Annotated in this window: 13 protein-coding genes; all 13 read left to right on the forward strand. The window is 40.0% G+C overall.

Annotation, left to right across the window (positions count from 1 at the left end; all coding sequences use genetic code 11):
* Positions 1 to 5 precede the first annotated feature (5 nt).
* The 13 genes from JXQ92_RS04015 (at position 6) to neuC (ending at position 18,913) form a co-directional block, all read left to right on the forward strand.
* Positions 6 to 1,574, forward strand: coding sequence for an amino acid adenylation domain-containing protein (locus JXQ92_RS04015; protein WP_421985294.1), 1,569 nt, complete (start codon positions 6 to 8; stop codon positions 1,572 to 1,574).
* Entirely contained in the window at positions 1,571 to 1,810 is a 240-nt protein-coding gene (locus tag JXQ92_RS04020) for an acyl carrier protein (RefSeq protein WP_421985295.1), read from the forward strand. Before JXQ92_RS04015 ends, JXQ92_RS04020 begins: the two co-directional genes overlap by 4 nt.
* On the forward strand, positions 1,807 to 5,976 hold the full coding sequence (locus tag JXQ92_RS04025; protein WP_421985296.1) for an amino acid adenylation domain-containing protein: 4,170 nt from the start codon (positions 1,807 to 1,809) through the stop codon (positions 5,974 to 5,976). Before JXQ92_RS04020 ends, JXQ92_RS04025 begins: the two co-directional genes overlap by 4 nt.
* Entirely contained in the window at positions 5,977 to 7,362 is a 1,386-nt protein-coding gene (locus JXQ92_RS04030; protein WP_421985297.1) for a glycosyltransferase, read from the forward strand.
* Positions 7,359 to 8,117 carry a hypothetical protein gene (locus tag JXQ92_RS04035; protein ID WP_421985298.1) on the forward strand — a complete coding sequence of 253 codons (759 nt, stop codon included), beginning with the start codon at positions 7,359 to 7,361 and terminating at the stop codon, positions 8,115 to 8,117. Before JXQ92_RS04030 ends, JXQ92_RS04035 begins: the two co-directional genes overlap by 4 nt.
* A complete protein-coding gene (locus JXQ92_RS04040) occupies positions 8,110 to 9,045 on the forward strand; it encodes an FkbM family methyltransferase (RefSeq protein ID WP_421985299.1) in 936 nt (311 codons plus the stop codon). The genes JXQ92_RS04035 and JXQ92_RS04040 overlap by 8 nt, the downstream gene beginning before the upstream one ends.
* Entirely contained in the window at positions 9,042 to 9,800 is a 759-nt protein-coding gene (locus JXQ92_RS04045) for an FkbM family methyltransferase (protein ID WP_421985300.1), read from the forward strand. Before JXQ92_RS04040 ends, JXQ92_RS04045 begins: the two co-directional genes overlap by 4 nt.
* Positions 9,797 to 10,675 carry an alpha-1,2-fucosyltransferase gene (locus JXQ92_RS04050; RefSeq protein WP_421985301.1) on the forward strand — a complete coding sequence of 293 codons (879 nt, stop codon included), beginning with the start codon at positions 9,797 to 9,799 and terminating at the stop codon, positions 10,673 to 10,675. The genes JXQ92_RS04045 and JXQ92_RS04050 overlap by 4 nt, the downstream gene beginning before the upstream one ends.
* 80 nt (positions 10,676 to 10,755) lie before the next feature.
* On the forward strand, positions 10,756 to 13,458 hold the full coding sequence (locus JXQ92_RS04055) for a T9SS type A sorting domain-containing protein (protein WP_421985302.1): 2,703 nt from the start codon (positions 10,756 to 10,758) through the stop codon (positions 13,456 to 13,458).
* 244 nt (positions 13,459 to 13,702) lie between these two features.
* Positions 13,703 to 14,401, forward strand: a complete 699-nt coding sequence (locus tag JXQ92_RS04060) for a polysaccharide biosynthesis/export family protein (RefSeq protein WP_421985303.1) — start codon at positions 13,703 to 13,705, stop codon at positions 14,399 to 14,401.
* A gap of 23 nt (positions 14,402 to 14,424) precedes the next feature.
* Complete coding sequence (locus JXQ92_RS04065) at positions 14,425 to 16,737, forward strand: polysaccharide biosynthesis tyrosine autokinase (RefSeq protein WP_421985304.1); 2,313 nt, start codon at positions 14,425 to 14,427, stop codon at positions 16,735 to 16,737.
* A 2-nt stretch (positions 16,738 to 16,739) separates the two neighbouring features.
* Positions 16,740 to 17,753 carry an N-acetylneuraminate synthase family protein gene (locus JXQ92_RS04070; protein WP_421985305.1) on the forward strand — a complete coding sequence of 338 codons (1,014 nt, stop codon included), beginning with the start codon at positions 16,740 to 16,742 and terminating at the stop codon, positions 17,751 to 17,753.
* Positions 17,750 to 18,913, forward strand: a complete 1,164-nt coding sequence (gene neuC / locus JXQ92_RS04075; RefSeq protein WP_421985306.1) for a UDP-N-acetylglucosamine 2-epimerase — start codon at positions 17,750 to 17,752, stop codon at positions 18,911 to 18,913. The genes JXQ92_RS04070 and neuC overlap by 4 nt, the downstream gene beginning before the upstream one ends.
* Positions 18,914 to 18,920 lie beyond the last annotated feature (7 nt).

The following is an 18,920-nucleotide window of genomic DNA, read 5'->3' on the forward strand; positions in this document are numbered from 1 at the left end:
AATTCATGAATTATTTGCTTACGGACAGTCTTGAACAATCGGCCAGAAAATTTCCTAATAAGGAAGCGTTCGTTTGCCTTAATCATTCGGTCACGTTTAAGGAGTTGGAACAGCAAACCAGTCAGTTGGCTTCTGTTTTGGTAAGTAGGGGAATAAAAAAGGGTGACCGCATTGGTGTTTACATGAACCGATGCCTGGAAAGTGCGATTGCCATTTACGGCATTATGAAAGCAGGAGCAGCCTACGTACCGCTAGACCCTACTGCCTCGACATCACGCACGCTAAATCTGGTAGAAGATTGTGAGATTGCCTGTATTGTTACTACACCGGCACAACGTAGAGAATTGAAGAAGGTAGTTGAAATACCTTCATCTCTGTTAATGATTATTGGTCTATCTCAGGAATGGCAAATAGACACGATACCCTGGGGTCACGTGTTTGAGCAAGAGATCTTAGATTTTGAAGTAGGCTTGATGGAACGAGACCTAGCCTATATTATATATACATCAGGCTCTACCGGGTTACCCAAAGGTATTATGCATTCACATAGAAGCGGGCTGGCTTATGCACAGCTAACGGCTAACCTTTATGGGATTACTGCAGACGATCGGATTGGTAACCACTGTGTATTGCATTTTGATATGAGTACGCTAGGTTATTTAACCGCTCCTTTGGTGGGAGCTACTACCATAATTGCTACTGATGCACACACAAAGATGCCGGCCAGCCTCGCCTTGCTGCTCGATAAAGAAAACATTACCATTTGGTATTCCGTACCTTTAGCGCTCATTCAAATGCTTAGTTCTGGCAGCATTGAAAGAGGCAGCATGCCAAAACTAAGGTGGGTGCTTTATGGGGGAGAAACCTTTCCTCCTCAGCATATTCGCAGTCTTATGGAATTGTGGCCTAATTGTACATTCAGCAATGTCTATGGCCCAGCAGAAGTTAACCAATGTACCTTTTTCAACTTTGATACCCCACCTGAAACAGATTTACCCATACCATTAGGCACATTCTGGAAGAATACCAATGGGCTTATAGTAAATGAAGATGATATACCCGTGGCCATAGGAGAAATGGGTGAGCTATTGATTCGAAGCGCGACCATGATGAGTGGCTATTGGCGGCAACCTGAATTGACTGAAAAATCGCTTTTCAGGCAAAGAAAAAACTCAGGAATTGAGGAAGTGTATTATCGAACTGGTGATCTAGTAAAGCTAGACGCAAAAGGAAAACTACATTTTCATGGCAGGAAAGATCGCCAGATAAAGGTAAGGGGGTACAGGGTTGAGTTAGAAGAAGTAGCAGAAGCCATCTTAAAATTTGATGCTGTTTTTGAGGTCACTGTGGTTGGTATAAAAAAGCCAGACGAAAACATGGCCATCATAAGCTTTATAACAGAAAAAAAGGGCAAGGTAGTCGACCTAGGTGCTTTGAATAGTTTCATTAAAAATATTTTGCCTAAACAGGCACTTCCCGATAAAAACTTGGTGATTGAAGCCTTACCTCGAACTGGTGGAGGAAAGATTAATAACAGGCAGCTTCAGGCAGAAGCTCTAAAGACATATCAATGAAAGAAAAAATAACCAAATATATATTGGAGGAAATACTGGGCAACCCCGAAGAGGAATTGCTACCTGATGATGACTTGCTTAACAGCGGAATGATCGATTCTTTAGGCATTATGCGAGTAATCTCTTTTATTGAAGGAGAGTACGATATGAAAGTACCTCCTCAAGATATGGTGATAGAGAATTTCATTTCAGTATCCGCCATTGCTGCTTACATCCAAAAGGTAAAATCAACTTGACAGCTTCAGAAGGAAATAATCAAAATGGTGTAAATATAGACACTAATCTCACCCAGAGCCAACTGCTCATCTGGACGGGTCAACGGCTAAACTTGGGTTCACCCTTATATAACATGGCTTTGGCCTTCGAGTTATTAGGAAACATTAATGTTGCTTGCTTTAAGGATGCTTTTCAGGTGCTCATCGATAATACCGATACCCTTCGAATTGTTATCAATACAGAGGGAGGAGTGCCAAAACAAAAAGTTTTGAGTCAACTGAGTTCTTCTTTAGAGGTGCTCGATTGGTCTGAAGAGGATCATAGTATTGAAAAAATTAAAACATGGACTGAGCAACGAAGCCAGAATAATTTCGACATAGCCAAACCAATGTTCGATGCCGTATTGATAAAGTTGACAAGTTCACGTTTTATCTGGTTCTTCAATCAGCACCACCTCATTACAGACGGCTGGTCGGTAGGCGTAGTTTACAAAAAAATGGCACAGTTATATGACCTTGCACTGACGGGGAATCTTCCTGAAGCAGCCACTTTGCCACCCTTTACAGATTACCTAGCTCATGAACTTCGATTGCGACAGACAGAGGGACGCAAAGGAGTGACCGATTATTGGAATAATAAACTAAAAAATTTGGCAGAGCCTCCACGACTTTACGGGTATACCACTCCTACAGGCCCTGGCTCTGAACGAACAGTTATTCCCTTAGGAAAAATACGTTCGGCTAAACTTAAGGCACTGACCAAACAGCCTGATTTACAAGCTTGGACTCAAGACTTGGCTCTTTTTAATATATTCGCTACAGTACTTATTGCCTATTTATATAAAGTAAGTGGCCAACAAAGCCTAGCTTTTGGTACACCTGCTCATAATAGAGTTAAGCCCGCTTATAAAAATACTTCCGGTTTATTTATTGAGCTTTTCCCTATTGGTGTTGATATAGATAAAGAAGATCGATTTAGCACGCTCTTTGAAAAAGTGAAAGTAGAAGCTTTCGACTTATTGAAGTATGCCCAACCAGGAGCGGCCTCTTCTGAGCTAAGCCGAAGTTTCAATGTAGTACTCAATTATATTAATGCCAGTTTTTCCAATTTTGGTGAAATACCCATGAAGTCTGAATGGGTACATCCAAATGCAGCCGATACTTCTCATGCATTAAGACTACAAGTGCACGATTTTGACGATACTGGCAGCATTCAGTTATGTTTCGACCTTAACAACACCCTTTTTTCAGATAATCTAAGAAAGCAAATCCCAAGTCATTTTCTCAAATTGCTCGATGCCTTCATAGATAATAGGTTTGGTAGCTTTGATGATATTCAGCTTAATGAAAACCCTAGCCCTTTCCCAAAAGAATCAGCAGAAAATTCTACGCTACAAGTTATCGAGTCCTTCGAAATAAAGGCAGCACAATATCCAGATGCTATCGCTCTGGAATTTGAAGGCCTTTCGTTGACTTACAAAGCATTGAATGAAAAAGCCAACCGGCTTGCGCACTTACTCCGTTCAAAGGGTCTGGGAAAAGGAGATAGAGGAGCAGTGTATATGAAACGTCACCCAGACCTAGTGGTGACCATACTGGCTATTTTGAAAACAGGAGCAGCTTATGTACCCATAGATACTAACTATGCAAGTGGACGAAGCAGTGCAATTCTCAAAGATGCCGCAGCAAAGGTATTAATTACCTGTGAAGCAATAGACGAGGACTTTGATTTAGCAGAAGATCAAGGCCATTTATCGTTAGATGGTCTGACTGAAGAGCTTGAGCAGGTACCTAAAACTAATCTAGAACCAAAACCAGATGCGAAGGACCTGGCTTATATTATGTATACCTCCGGTTCTACTGGTATGCCGAAGGGAGTTATGGTTAATCATGGTAACCTTGGTTTCTATCTAGCTTGGGCTCAAAAAAAATATAATGCAGATGAAAGACTGATTGCCGCATTATTTACCGCCACTGGCTTTGACCTTACGGTTACTTCATTGTTTTTACCCTTAGTTTCTGGTGGGAAAATGGTGATTTACTCAGAACCAGAAAGCGGACCTGACCTGTCGCTATTCACAGTATTAGAAGATAATAAGGTTAATTTTCTAAAGCTAACGCCCTCTCACCTTTCCATGGTAAGAGGAAAGCAGTACCTCGAATCACAACTTAAAACCATGATTGTGGGTGGTGAAGATTTTAAATGGGATGTAGCACAAGCCACCCATGCTTCATTTGGTAGCAAAATTCATGTTTTTAATGAATACGGTCCTACGGAAGCTACTGTGGGTTGCGTAGTTCATTTATTTAATACAACAGAAAAAGAAAGACCATCAGTACCCATAGGCGTTCCAATAACAGGCGCTAAAGTTTATGTTCTAGATGATTTTCAAAATCCGTTGCCCGATGGTGTAGCAGGAGAACTCTATGTATCAGGCCCTGGCTTGGCACAGGGATATTGGAAACAGGAAGCGCTTAACAAAGAAAGTTTTCTACCCAATCCTTTTGACGCTGAAATGAGCATGTATAAAACAGGCGATTTAGTACGACTCAATGATCAAGGGTTACTCGAGTATCTGGGAAGGAAAGATGAACAAGTAAAAATAAGTGGTAGACGGATAGAGTTAGCTGAGATTGAGTACACGCTGGGTGGTTATCCAGAAATAACTGCTGCCACAGTACAATTAAGAACGAAATCCAGAACAGTAAAGAAACAAGAAGTAATAAACTGCGTGAGCTGTGGCCTACCTTCAAGCTATCCTCAAGCAGAATTTGATGAAACTAATACTTGCGGCCTCTGCAGGTCTTTTGAAGATTATCAAAACAGGGTTCAGAAATACTTCAAAACCACTAGCGATCTGCAAAACCTCTTTAACCAGCAACCTGGAAAAGAAGATTATGACTGTATTGCTCTGCTGAGTGGAGGCAAAGACAGTACCTACACTCTAGCCCGACTGGTAGAAATGGGGTTAAGAGTTTTGGCATTCACCCTTGACAATGGTTACATATCTGAACAAGCGAAAGATAATATTAAGCGAGTAGTTACCGAACTTGGGGTAGACCACATGTATGGCAGTACTCCAGCAATGAACCAAATTTTTGTAGACAGCCTAAAAACTCATTGCAATGTTTGTGATGGGTGTTTTAAGACCATTTATACCTTGAGTATGAAGGTGGCCTTAGAAAAAAACATTCCTTACATTGTTACAGGCCTCTCCAGAGGGCAATTTTTTGAAACCAGACTAACTGAAGAGCTTTTTCGTGACGATAAGGCTGACCTGGCAAAAATTGATCAAATCATACTCGAAGCCCGTAAATCCTACCATAGAGTAGATGATGCAGTGAAACGCTTGCTAGATGTTTCTGCATTTGATGATGATGCTGTTTTCGATCAGGTGAAATTCATAGATTTTTACCGCTATACCGACGTGAGTTTAGACGAGATGCTCCACTTCCTCGATGAAAAAGTGTCTTGGATAAGGCCAACTGATACGGGAAGATCCACCAACTGCCTTATAAATCAGGCGGGAATTCATGTGCATAAAAAAGAAAGAGGTTATAGCAACTATGCTTTTCCTTACAGCTGGGATGTACGGCTAGGTCATAAAACTAGAGATGCTTCATTAGAAGAAATTAATGAGGTGATAGATGAACCAGAGGTGGAGCGAATTCTGAAGGAAATAGGCTATTCAGAAGCCAGAGAAAAGGATGAAGACACAAAGCATTTAGTCGCATATTATGTCTCAAAAGAACCACTTGACGACTTTGAACTTAAAAGCTACCTTCAAAACCACCTGCCGGATTATATGGTCCCTGTTCAATTTATCCACCTGCATAAACTACCCCTTACAGAAAATGGAAAAGTAGACCGACAAGCTTTGCCATTGCCCGAGAATGTAAGGCGGATAACAGAGGTAGGCTATATAGCACCACGTACCGATATTGAAGAGGCACTAGCCGATATTTGGTCTGAGGTACTCAATATAGATAAAATAGGTGTGCATGATAAGTTTCTTGAACTAGGGGGGAGCTCCTTGGCAGCTATTAGAGTAATAAGCAGGGCCAATGAAGCATTTGAGTTGGATTTGCCGCTCAATTTGGCTTTCAACAAGCCTACAATTGCCGCTTTTGCTGAATACGTGCGAGAAACCATTATGAAACTGCTAGAAGAAATGGACACAGAGTAAATGGCAAAAATCCTATGCATAACTTCCGGACTCTCCGGCATACTGAACGCTAGTTTTGAACTAGTAAGTAGGCTAGAAGCCCTTGGACATGAGGTAGTCAGTGCAAGCCCACAGCCCATTAGTGAAAAAGTTAAGGCTCAGGGTTTTGAATACCTTCAATTAGACCATATTAATTTCGATCCGGCACCATCCGTTCCTGTTTTCAATGGAAGCCAGAAAAAGCTCAAGCGTCTAGTACATAAAATTCGTTATGTGAAAAAAAGGCGTAAGCAAGCCATCACTAACTTAGGAATGGATCAGTTTCTAGAAAAAATGAAGGCTTGCAAACCTGAAATGGTCATTGCAGATATAGAGCTTCACGAATACATTATGACCCTTGTAGCTTCGGAGTTCAATGTTTTATTGCTGAGTCAATGGTTTTCAACACTCGATAGTGAAGGTTTACCTCCCATTCAGTCGACAATTGTACCGGGTCAAGGTTTCTCAGGTTCCAAGCTGGGCATTCAATTGCATTGGCTAAAGGTGAAGTATCAGCGCTGGACTATTTTCTTTAAAAAGAAACTCACCTCAGTATATACTGACCGGAGGTCTGTTTTGCAGTCCTATGCCAATATTGTGGGTTTTCCAAAAAGGCATATTAGGAAAAATTATTGGCCTGGCCCTTTTTCATATGAGCACCTGCCCTTAGTACACATGACTGCCGAAAATGTTGAATTTGAACATGAGAAAAATGATCAGACAAACTATTTAGGGCCCATGGTGTATGAGCAGAGAAAGGATTCGGGTATCTCTAAAGAGGTTTTTGATCAATTGGAAGTTGTTTATAAAGACAAAATAGAGAAGGGGAAACAACTCATTTATTGTTCAGTGAGCACCTTTAAAGCAGGTGATGCTACTTTTTTGAAAAAAGTTATAGCTGCTGTCGAAAGCCTAGTTCATTGTAATCTGATCATTAGTTTAGGCGGAAAGTTGAAGCGCGATCAATTTAAAAACCTTCCCGCCAATGTGTTTGCATTTGAGAAAGTGCCTCAACTGAAAGTTTTGAAAAACGCTGATCTTTCTATCAATCATGGCGGTATTCATACCATCAATGAATGTATTCATTTCGGCGTGCCGATGCTGGTGTATTCTGGAAAGCGCTCTGATCAGAACGGATGTGCAGCCAGATTACACTATCACGGCATTGGTATAAGTGCCAACAAAGATATTGACAGCCCGGAACAGATTAAAACCAAGATCAGTGATATTCTAGCTTCAGATGAAGTGAAAAGTCGACTGGCTGAAGTGAGTAATCTATACCCTAAAGGTGATACCAAAAAGCTGAAGGAGGTACTGGAGAGTTTAGGAGTTAACTCTTCAACAGTCCTAAACCATGATGACGAATGAGTTCATTACGTGTTAAACTTGCCCGATTTAAATACAGCCTTATCAGGAGTTACCTGAAAGTGCTAGATTTCTTATCCAACTCTGATAGGCTCATTCGTTTTGTGTATCATCACAACGGTTATCATAACCCAGGCTATAGCTTTGATGAAAACGAAATAAACTTCCTGCATTTGCCTAAGACGGGTGGTACATCTCTTTGTAAAATTTTAGAAAGAGACCCGGAGCAGCGGTTTGGTAAGCTCAATATTCATCGACCTGTTTCAATCAATTGTCCGCCAGCTCATTTTCGGTATGTTACAGTAATGCGTGAGCCGGTGGCTCGTGTTTGGTCCTATTACCAGATGGTTTTGAGAAGTGAACCTGGCTACCCCTATCAAAAGTGGGCAAGGAAGGGGTTGAATGTGTTTTTAAAAAAATGTTGGGCGGCTAGAAATATGTCTTGCAGGTATCTATCAAGTGAGGTGGATGCGGAGCCTAACGAGCAGACACTTCGCAAGGCAGAACAACACCTAAGCCAATTTTATGCAGTCATTGACTTTGGTGATTTTTCAGAAGAAGTGGTAAAGTTTATGAAAGATCACCATATTCCTTTTGAGCAAATACCTAACGAAAGAAACTTTAGTTATAACCAACCTAAAAATGCAGAAATAGAGCTAATTAAGAGCTATAATCAATGGGATATTGCACTTTATGAATATTGGAAAAGGGATTTGAAAGAAGCAATTAGGCTAAATAATTCAACGGGTAATGAGTAAACTTAAACAGTTCTTTAAAGAGTTTTTGTATTCGAGCAATTGTCCCTGGTTGCTATCGAAAATGTATTTTGAGAAAAAGGATGCCAATGCACGCAAACAGCTTCTCAAAATGATTAAGAGTAGTACCGACTTGATGAAAGGAGTCCCTGAGAATGCTAAAAAGCATTGGGCCTCACGTATTCAAAATGTACTTGTTGCAGAGGACAATGCATTTATTCCAAGACATGAAGAGGCCGGAAAGCTTAAAGAAGACTGGTTAGTGATGCACAATGGTCTCAAAATTGATCCTATGAGCTATTATGGATTTGGTTTGATGAAGATGCTTGTCGAGAACAAAGGAGTACATGAACCGCAAGAAGAACTTATTTTTCATGAAGTATTAAAACAACTGAGTACATCCAAACCCTTGACCATGTTAGAACTAGGGTCATATTGGTCCTTTTATTCTATGTGGCTTTCAGACCTTTTTCCGAAATCCGATTGCTTTATGGTAGAGCCTGACAAAAAGAACCTTTACTATGGCAAGCGGAATTTTCATGCCAACGGTTTTGAAGGAAAGTTCATTCATGCCGGTATTGGCAAGTCGGCTAACCCTAAAAAGAATATTCGAACTGTAGATGAACTTTGTGCGAATAATAACATTGAATTTCTCGATATTTTGCACGCTGATATTCAAGGTTTTGAGCTAGAAATGCTGGAGGGTAGCCAGCAAATGATTTCTGATAAAAGGATTGGATATGCCTTCATTTCTACCCATTCTAATGAACTTCACAACGGCTGTAGAAACTTTCTTCTGAAACACGACTTTGTAGAGGTAGCCAGTGCCAATGTAGATGAGTCTTATTCTTGGGACGGTATTTTAGTAATGAAATCCAGACATTATGAAGGACTTGACACTGTAGGAATATCAAAAAGACAGGGCAAATGAACTTGAGAACCCAGTTGGCTCGTATAAAGCGGAAACTTTTTAAAAAACCGTTTCTCAAAGACGACCGTAATCCCCCTTATTGGTTCAATAAGGTAATGGGTGAAAAGGAAGCATTTTTGCTCCAAATAGGCTCAAATGATGGAAAAACGGGAGACCCATTCAACGAATTGCTTCATAAAAATCAAAATTGGTCGGCACTATTTGTAGAGCCTGTACCATACCTTTTCGAAAGGTTAAGGTCAAACTATCAGGGAAGTGCTCGTTTTAGTTTCGCTAATGTTGCGATCAATGAAGGAATACCGCTTGACTTTTATTGGATAGATCCAAAAGTAAAAAATGAGTTCGACGACCTTCCTTTTTGGTATGATCAACTGGGGTCATTTGACAGACAGCATATCCTGAATGAATTAGGCGAAAGGATGGAGCCCTTCATAATTTCGCAAACACTGGAAGGCAAAACTTTGGGAGAATTGCTAAGGCAGCATAAAGTCAGTTCACTTGATCTGTTACACATAGACACCGAAGGTTATGATTGGAAAATCCTTTCTCAGCTTGACCTTGAAAAATTGGCGCCTACTTTTATTCTCTTTGAAAGCAACCACCTTTCTGAGGAAGAAATAAAGAATGCAAAGGTGTTTTTGAGCCCAAAATATGAGCTCTTTGATGCAGGAATAGATACACTGGCAGTAAATAGAGAAAAAGCCAAAAAAGATCTGGCATCTATGCAAAAACGAATGAAAAGACTTAAACCATGATCCAGGTAAGACTTAAAGGAGGTTTGGGCAATCAGATGTTCCAGTATGCCTTTGGCCTAGGCCAGGCCCAGCGACTTGGTACATCTTTGAAACTTGATTGTTCTGCCCTATTAGATAGGGCCAGAGGAAAAGATTTTGTCTATCGGAATATGGACCTTGATGTATTTAAGGCCCAGCCTGAATTTAGTATGAGCCCAAACCTACTTCATAAGTACTACATGCTAAAATCATCCACGCTGTCAAGGTGGTTAAAGAACTATGCTGCCAGAGGGCTTACAATTGAAAAAGAGAGACACTTTCATGTAGATAAGAACCTTATCAAAAACCCTGTTGATAATGCGCTTTACGATGGGTGGTGGCAAAGCGAAAAGTACTTTTCTAATGTTGCAGATATTGTAAAGAAAGCGTTCTGTTTCAGAAATGCTATAATTTCTGAAGCCGAGGAGCTGTTCAAGCAGATTGAGGGCTCCCAGTCAGTTTGCTTGAATGTGAGGAGAACTGATTTTTTGACAACACCAGCGCTCAATGCGACAAACCTAGATTACTTTCTCAGAAGTGCCGATATAATGTCAGACTTAATTGAAAAGCCTCATTTTTTTGTATTTTCAGATGATATTAAGTGGTGTAAAGAGAATATTAAACTGGAGTATCCTGTGACTATAGTGGGCCATGAAATGAAGGGATATAAGTTCGACAACTATCTTCATTTGATGAAAACATGTAAAAATTTCATCATACCAAACAGCTCTTTTGCCTGGTGGGCCGTATGGTTAAATGAAAACAAAGAACGGAACGTAATTGCTCCAAAAAAGTGGTTCAATGAGGGCGATTTTGATACTTCTGATCTGGTATCTAAATCTTGGCTAAAGATGTAGAGAATAGTTCTTGTTTCCGGTGCATTTGAACCGATGCAATAAAGGTTTCATTAGGGCTTTTAAAACATTAATAAGATAACGTGCGAGTCGTTTTGACTTTTCTTTTCACATTTCTTTTCATCGCTCGGTGTTTCTCACAGGTAGATGAGCTTAATGATTATGCAACACTATTTCAATACAACGGTTCGGCGGATTCTATTAACATTAAGCATCCCAGATACCATGGCCTCTTTGTGAAAAGTGGCTGTACTGAAACAAATTACGGAACTAGATTCAATTTGGCATCGGGATGTTGGCAACGAGTTCATGATAATTATTCACCAAGGTTTTGGGAAATCGGAGGTCTTTCGCCAGCAAATGGTATTGGGGTGGTAGTTAAAGAGGCTGATGCTATTAATAGTGCTGCATACACCGCTTGGTTAGCTGGAGGAGGTACAATTGAAATTACAGGAATGTATGAGATAGACCGCTCAATTTGGCTTCTGGAGAATAACACCTATTTGGGTATGACCGATAGCTCCGGCTTTTACAGAGAAACTCCCCCTAAAACTATACTCACCCATAGCACAGCAGTGAATGATAAACAGATCTATGTGAAGAGTAATAAGGGTTTTAGAACACGTCATAGAATCAATATTGCCAGTGATCAAAACTATGATTCACTGGCCGGATTTGTTTCTTATACTGCCTCTATTGCTAGTGACCCTCAAAACGATACAACTATCTTTCTTTCTGGGCGTTCCATCCGTGAAGTAATGCAACCAGGTGATTCAGTAAGCCTCTTTTTCCCATTGATGGAAGGAGTATCTTGGGCAGAGGCAGATAACATTAAAGTGGATAACCTTGTACTTAATGGTAATAGTCATGAATATACATTGAACTATGATTGGAGAGTAAATACGACTATCATCTTTCCTACAAACACAGGCTCTGTAATTGATAAATGTCGATTCTATAATAGCGCTTCTGAAAATATATTCCTTTGCGGAACCAATATTACCAATTCATCAGGAGAGGACTTCAACGGTTCTGCAATTCATTTTTCCTGCTCGGCAAAAGGAGGCCCTACAGAAGTGCTTTACAATGAATTTTCAAACTTGAACAAAATTGGAAATGATGTGATGCAGCATAGTGAAGCCGCACTCACCTTCAGTTCTAGGGTACGTAATTTCAGGGTTTCGTATAACAGACTATCTGAGCTCAATGAGTTGGGAATGGGCCTCATATCCAATGATGACAGCGCCTTCGTTATTACGGATAACATTATTGAAACCGAGAACCAGGAGATAGGGTTTCGTCCGTTCTATCGATACGATTCCACCAATGTTGTCTACAACAATAAAAACCCCCTGAAAGCGAACACTTCCTCTGGAAGCTGCTTCCTTGCTATTCCTAAACCCGTAGGTGAATCTGCTTGTAGCGCATTTTCATCTTTCGATAAGCCCTTGGAAATGGGGCAGCTCATCAACATTCCATTGGATTCTATCTACATGATTAACTCAAATGAGAATTATGTAAAGGGTATATTTTTTCAATATGACAATGAGTATTTCGACTTAGTAGGAGCAGATATGTTCAATCCTACATTGGCAAAGAATCATGAGTGGGTCAATGAGGTATATGACGAACAAGAAGGCATAGTTTTCAACAATGGGTACAAAGGAGGCTCCTTTGTTAATGGGAATTGGGGTTATGAACCTTGTGGAGAAGCTGGAGGATGTAATCGCATTCGGATTTACTTTAAAGTGAAAAAATTACCCGCAATTACTTCTGCTGTAGCTTGCCCTATTAAAGGTTTAAGGATTGTCTATGATGGAGACATGGCTACATGGAACTCGCCGGTACTTTGTGAAAACAAGGTGATAGAACTTGACCAAGAGCAGCTCGGTCAACCAATAATTTTGGGGGTTGATCAGTGTCCTCAACCTACCAATCTCATCGCGGAAGTCATTAACCAGACCACGGTTGACCTAAAGTGGACAGGACAAGAAGGTGCTAGTAAATACCTTCTTTTCTTTAAAGCTCAGGGTCAGTCTAAGTGGAATAAACAACTGGTGACAGGGGCGGAGTCAGTCGTCTTAAATAGGCTTGGTCAATCGACCACTTATACCTGGAAAGTAAAGTCTCAATGTGGTGAATCTTGGGGGCAATTTTCTGATGAAAATGACTTTAGAATAGAAGCTGAAGCATGTGGTCAAATCGAATTCAATCAGGTCAGTGTTGAACCGATAGAGGAGGATAGAGCGAGAATTAACTGGAAGAATAAAAATAGCTATAGAACCAATATTAGATGGAGAAAATCAGGGGTTAGTGATTGGAAACTAATAAGCACCCAAGCGGCCTCCCGGAGATGGATTGGTAGTCTTGAAACCGGAACTTCTTATGATTTCCAAATAAGGGCCGTGTGCTTAGTAGGTGGGGCATTGGAAGTCTCTCCTTGGTCTTCAATAAAAAATTTTACTACGCTATCCATAGCAAGTACCTCTACTAATGTGGCTTCAGAATCCGCCATTATTCAAGCTCCAGAACTAATTGAAGAAATTTCAGTGGGATTACAGATTATTCCCAATCCTGCTAATTCAGAAGTAAGGCTAGTAACTTCTGATTCAATAATAAAGTCTGTCAAGGTTCTAGACCTTTCAGGGAAGGAAGTTTTTTATAAAAGACTTGGCAGAAATTCTGAGGCAAAGATTTCCTTGTCTAAAATGTCTCCAGGCATTTATTTGCTTAGGGTTTTCACTGATAAAAGGAGGTATTTTAAAAGACTTTTAATCGAAAAATAAGAATATGATCAGGACGAATAAATTCATGGTACATCAAAAGCAAATTGAGGGTTATTTACTTAATGATCCTATGCCCTTGACCACTATATAAGTGAAATCAAATTTTCTCAAAATCAATCCAGTTAAATCTATAGCTTTGTTCATAGCCATTTTTTATTTTTATCCTATGCATTATACGGTTTTTGCTCACTCAAAAAATAGATTAGGAGTTTTAAAATTGGTGTTCTGTTGCCTTTTAGGAATCATGATGAGTGGGTGTAATGTCTACCCTACTCTTGTCAATTATCAGCCACTTTCTTCTTCCTTGCAACCAGAAGTAATCTCTAATTATAAACCGATTAGGTTAGAAACGGGAGATATTTTAAAAGTAGAAGTAAGTAGTGTTGATTTGGACGCAGTAGCCGTTTATAAAGATTTTCAAACAAGTGGATACCTGATAGACTCAAAAGGGAATATCGATTTTCCTTTGGCTGGTCAAATAAAGTTGGCTGGAAAGACAATTGAGGAAGCAAAGATAGAAGTGCTTGAAAAGTTGAGTAAGTATTTCAAGGTTCAGCCAACAATCAATCTAGCCCTTACCAATTTTAAAGTTACTATAAACGGTGAAGTTGGATCGCCTAGAGTCTTATCTGTCCAAAACGACCGAATTAATATTATTGAAGCAGTGGTTACCTCAGGGGATTTTACGCCTTATTCTAATAGAGATAGTGTTATGGTGGTAAGAGAAACCGACGGGGTGCGGTCTTTTGGATATGTGAATTTTAATAGTAACCAGATATTCAAGTCTCCATATTTTTATCTTAAGCAAGACGATATTATTTATGTGAAGCCTGAAAAGAGAGTTTTGGGTAACATTCGTACTAGACAGGATAAGATCTTGCCTTACGTTTCTGTTGGAATTAGTGTTATCCTATTAGCTTTTACAATCTCAAGAAACCGATAATTAAGATTTTAAAGCCCTCTACTATGTCATCTGATAATACGCCTGATTTGAAAATTGACTTCCGCAAGTGGGCATGGAAATTTGTTTCCCGCTGGTGGTTATTTGTTATATGTCTAGGTATCGCTGTTCCTTTAGGACAGGCCTATTTGAGATACTCGACGCCTAAATATATGACACGCGCAAAGCTCCTTATAAAGGGAGTTCAGGGAACTCCAGCCCTTTCTGAGATCTCTATATTATCAGAGGGTTTAGGATTAAATAGCGGTGGTAAAGACTTGACTAATGAGATTGAAATTCTCAAGTCAAGACCTGTTTTAACTAAAGTAGTGAATCAGCTAAACATCAATGTAACCTACTATCGATTGGGAGTTGTAAGGGACACTGAGCTTTACAAAGACACTCCATTATTGGTTTCTGAATATGAAATAAAAGGTGATCGTAAAAACCTTTCTTTTTATATAAAAGTAGGTGGTGCCAAGGACTTTGAGTTTAGCATGGATCGAGATACGGAAGGAGAGGCACATGTTTTTGGACAACCGTTTGAAAATAAATTTGGAAGATTTGTGATAAGTGTTAATCCAGAGGCACAGTTTTTCCCAGGCAGCTATCAGATAAATGTAATGCACCCCGAGAATGTAGCTAATGCCTTTAAAAACGCTCTAACAATCGAATTGGTTGGAGGACAACGCTCTTCTAGTGTACTTGAACTAAAACTGGTAGACCCAACAGCGACTAAAGCTGCTGATGTTTTAAACACTTTAATTAGTGTTTACAATGAAGAAGAAATAGCTGATAATAATGTAATCCTAAAAAACACTGTTGACTTTGTAGGTGACAGAATCACAAGACTTTCTAATGAACTAGACAGTATAGAAAGTAATATTGAGGGTTTTAAAAGTGCAAATAATATCATCACTGAAACGGCGGCTTCTAGCCTAGATTTCTCCTTAGGAGAACTTAGGTCTGCACTTGGTAAATTAGCGGAACTGGAACTTGAGCGAGAGTTGCTGAGTGCCGTTGAGACGAACATTAAGGTTAACCCCGAAAGCCTTATTCCTACCAATGTATCAGCGGACGCACCCGTCCTTGCGGGTCTCATTGAGGAGTACAATCAACTCTTTCTTGATAGAAAGAAGCTTTCAAATACTGTTTCCGTAGAAAATCCACTAAGAAGTCAAGCAACGACAAGATTAGAAGATCTTAGAGGCTTAATTAGTAGAAGTTTGTCTAACCTCCAAGCCAACTTGGAAATTCCAATTAATCAAACAAAAGATGAAATAAGAGAACTCAGAGGAGATTTAAATACCGTACCATCTGTTGAAAAAAGGTTGATTGAGAAACTTAGAATGCAATCAATTAAGGAGAATCTTTATTTGTTTTTACTCCAAAAAAAGGAAGAAACAGAGTTATCTATGGCGATTTCAACGGCTAACACCCGTATTATAGAACCCGCAAGAAGTGGTTCGGGAGCGATATTCCCAAACAGAAAATTTACTCGTCTGGCTAGTGTGTCATTAGGACTTCTTACTCCAATTTTATTGATATTGCTGCTTGACTTGCTCAAAACGTCAGTGGACGATGAAGAAACCATAAAAGGCCTTACTACAGTACCAATAATGGCACGGATTCCTCACTATGAGAAGAATGAACCACCTCTTTTAAAGGCAAGAGAAAGATCGATTCGAGCGGAAATGTTTAAACTGCTTCGAACCAACCTTAACTTTACCAACCTTGACAAAAAGAAGCAAGTTTTCGTTATTACGTCTTCTGTAAGTGGGGAAGGGAAATCGATTACGGCCATTAACTTAGCCATAACACTTAGCCTTGCTAATAAGAAGGTTGTAGTTGTTGATATGGATCTGAGAAAGCCAAAAATCTCACAGTACCTAGAGAAACCCACATCTTTAGGCGTGACAAGTTACCTCATTCAGCAAGCGGAACTCTCCGATGTTTTGAACAACGTTGATGGATATCCAAATTTCAGCTTTATTGGTTGTGGCCCTATACCTCCTAATCCTACAGAAATGATTATGTCCGAAAGAACGGGTGTTCTCATTGAACAACTCAAAAAGGACTTTGATTATGTCATCATTGATTGTCCCCCTATTGGAATTGTAACGGATGGTTTATTGCTCAGGGCATATTTAACTAATATGCTCTATGTAGTAAGGCACGGAAAAACAAAGAAAGAATCACTAAGGCTTATGCAAGAACAATATCAGAAAGATGAGTTGGTGAATCCTTCAATCATCATCAACGACATTAATGTCAGAGGTAGCCGAGCCTATGGTGGCTATAATTCCGGTTCTGGCTACGGCTATTATCTCAAGAATTAGAAATGAGTAAAGTTTCTATCATAGCGGAAGTTGGACAGGCACATGACGGTAGCTTGGGTATACTGCACTCTTACATCGATGCACTATCAGGGACAGGGGTTGATGTTGTAAAGTTTCAAACACATGTTGCCAAAGCCGAAAGCAGTGAACAAGAGCCATTTCGAGTAAACTTTTCATATGAAGATAATACTCGGTTCGACTATTGGGAACGAATGGCTTTTACATTCGAGCAATGGGTAGGTATCAAAAGTCATTGCGAAGAAGTAGGGCTGGAGTTTATGTCTTCTCCTTTCTCTCTAGCAGCAGTAGAAATTTTAGAATGTTTGAATGTTAATCGATACAAGATAGGGTCTGGAGAGGTAAACAACTTGTTGTTGTTAGAACGGATTGCCCGTACAGGTAAGCCCATAATTATATCAAGTGGAATGAGTAATTATAATGAGTTAGAAGCTTCAGTAAATTTTCTCAAACCATACGGCAATCATGTGTCGATCTTGCAATGCACTACCAGTTATCCTACGAAAGGAGAACATTTAGGCCTAAACGTAATTGAAGAACTCAAAAAGCATTATCCTGATTTACCTATTGGATTTTCGGATCACTCTGGAAATATTTATGCCGGTTTGGCTGCTGTTAGCCTTGGAGCAAAAATTCTGGAGTTTCACGTGACTTTTGATAAAAGGATGTTCGGTCCCGATGCCTCGTCTTCGCTTGAAATTGAGGAAGTAAAAAGGCTAGTAGAAGGGGTAAGGTTCATTGAAAAATCACTCCAGCACCCTGTGGATAAGAACGATCTTTCGCCATATGAAACATTAAAACCGATTTTTGAAAAATCTCTAGCTGTTAACAAGCCACTTTCCGAGGGTCATATTTTACAACAAGAAGACCTTGAGTCCAAAAAGCCTTCTGGCATGGGGGTTCCGGCAAAGGATTATCAAAAAGTGATTGGTAAAAAGCTAATGAGGCGACTTAAGAAATACGATTTTCTAACCTATGATGACCTGAACGAACTTTGAGTGTAAAGAAGAAAATAGGAGTGGTTATAACCGCAAGGGCTAGTTATAGCCGTTGCAAGACAGCGCTGGAGGCAATCAGAGATCATGAATCACTTGAGTTAATGCTTATTGTAACAGCATCTGCTTTGTTAGGTAGGTTTGGCAATGCCGCCAAAGTAATGGAAGACGATGGTTTTACCATAACGGCAAGGGTCTATAATGTAGTAGAAAGCGGTAATCTCACAGGGCAGGTAAAAACTACCGGTCTGGGTATGATAGAACTCGCTAATGTATTCGATTCCCTTAAGCCAGATGTTGTTGTGACCATAGCCGATAGGTATGAAACCATGTCGACAGCTATCACTGCGGCCTACATGAATATTCCTCTCGCCCATATTCAAGGGGGAGAGGTTACAGGTAATATCGACGAGAAAGTGCGGCATGCAATTACGAAACTTGCCGATCTTCATTTGGTCTCAACTACCAGAGCTAAAGAAAGAGTGCTGAAAATGGGAGAGGCTGAAAATTTGGTATATGTCACGGGATGTCCTTCAATAGATCTTGCCCATGCAGTTCAAGAGCGTGAGGCTATTGATCTTAATTTCAATCCTTATAACTATGGTGGAGTTGGAAGCCAGCCGGCTTTAGGTGATGGATATCTAGTAGTAATGCAACATCCGGTTACCTCAGAGTTTGGATTGGCCAGAGAGCATATTGAAGAAACGCTTTGGGCAGTGGAGGAATTGAAAATTCCGGCATTATGGTTCTGGCCAAACATCGATGCGGGTTCGGATGGTACTTCAAACGGAATAAGAGCCTTCAGAGAAATTCGAAAACCCGAAAAGATTCACTTTTTCAAGAATATGCCGCCGACTCAATTTTTACAGCTACTCAAGGGCTCTAAAGCTCTGATAGGTAATTCTAGTGTTGGGATCAGAGAGTGCTCTTATTTAGGAGTACCAATAGTAAACATAGGCTCTAGGCAAAAAGGTAGAGAAAGAGGAGCAAATACTATTGATGTATCTTATGACCGCCATGAAATTATATCTGCTGTTAGACAGCAGTTGGCCCATGGACCTTATTCTGGAGAACAGATTTATGGACAAGGGAATGCGGGAGTAGCCATAGCCGACATTTTGGCAAAGGCTGAATTGCAGTCTGATAAGCGGATTACCTATTGATGTTTTT

It is taken from the genome of Roseivirga sp. (assembly GCF_049099775.1).
Lineage (GTDB): Bacteria > Bacteroidota > Bacteroidia > Cytophagales > Cyclobacteriaceae > Roseivirga.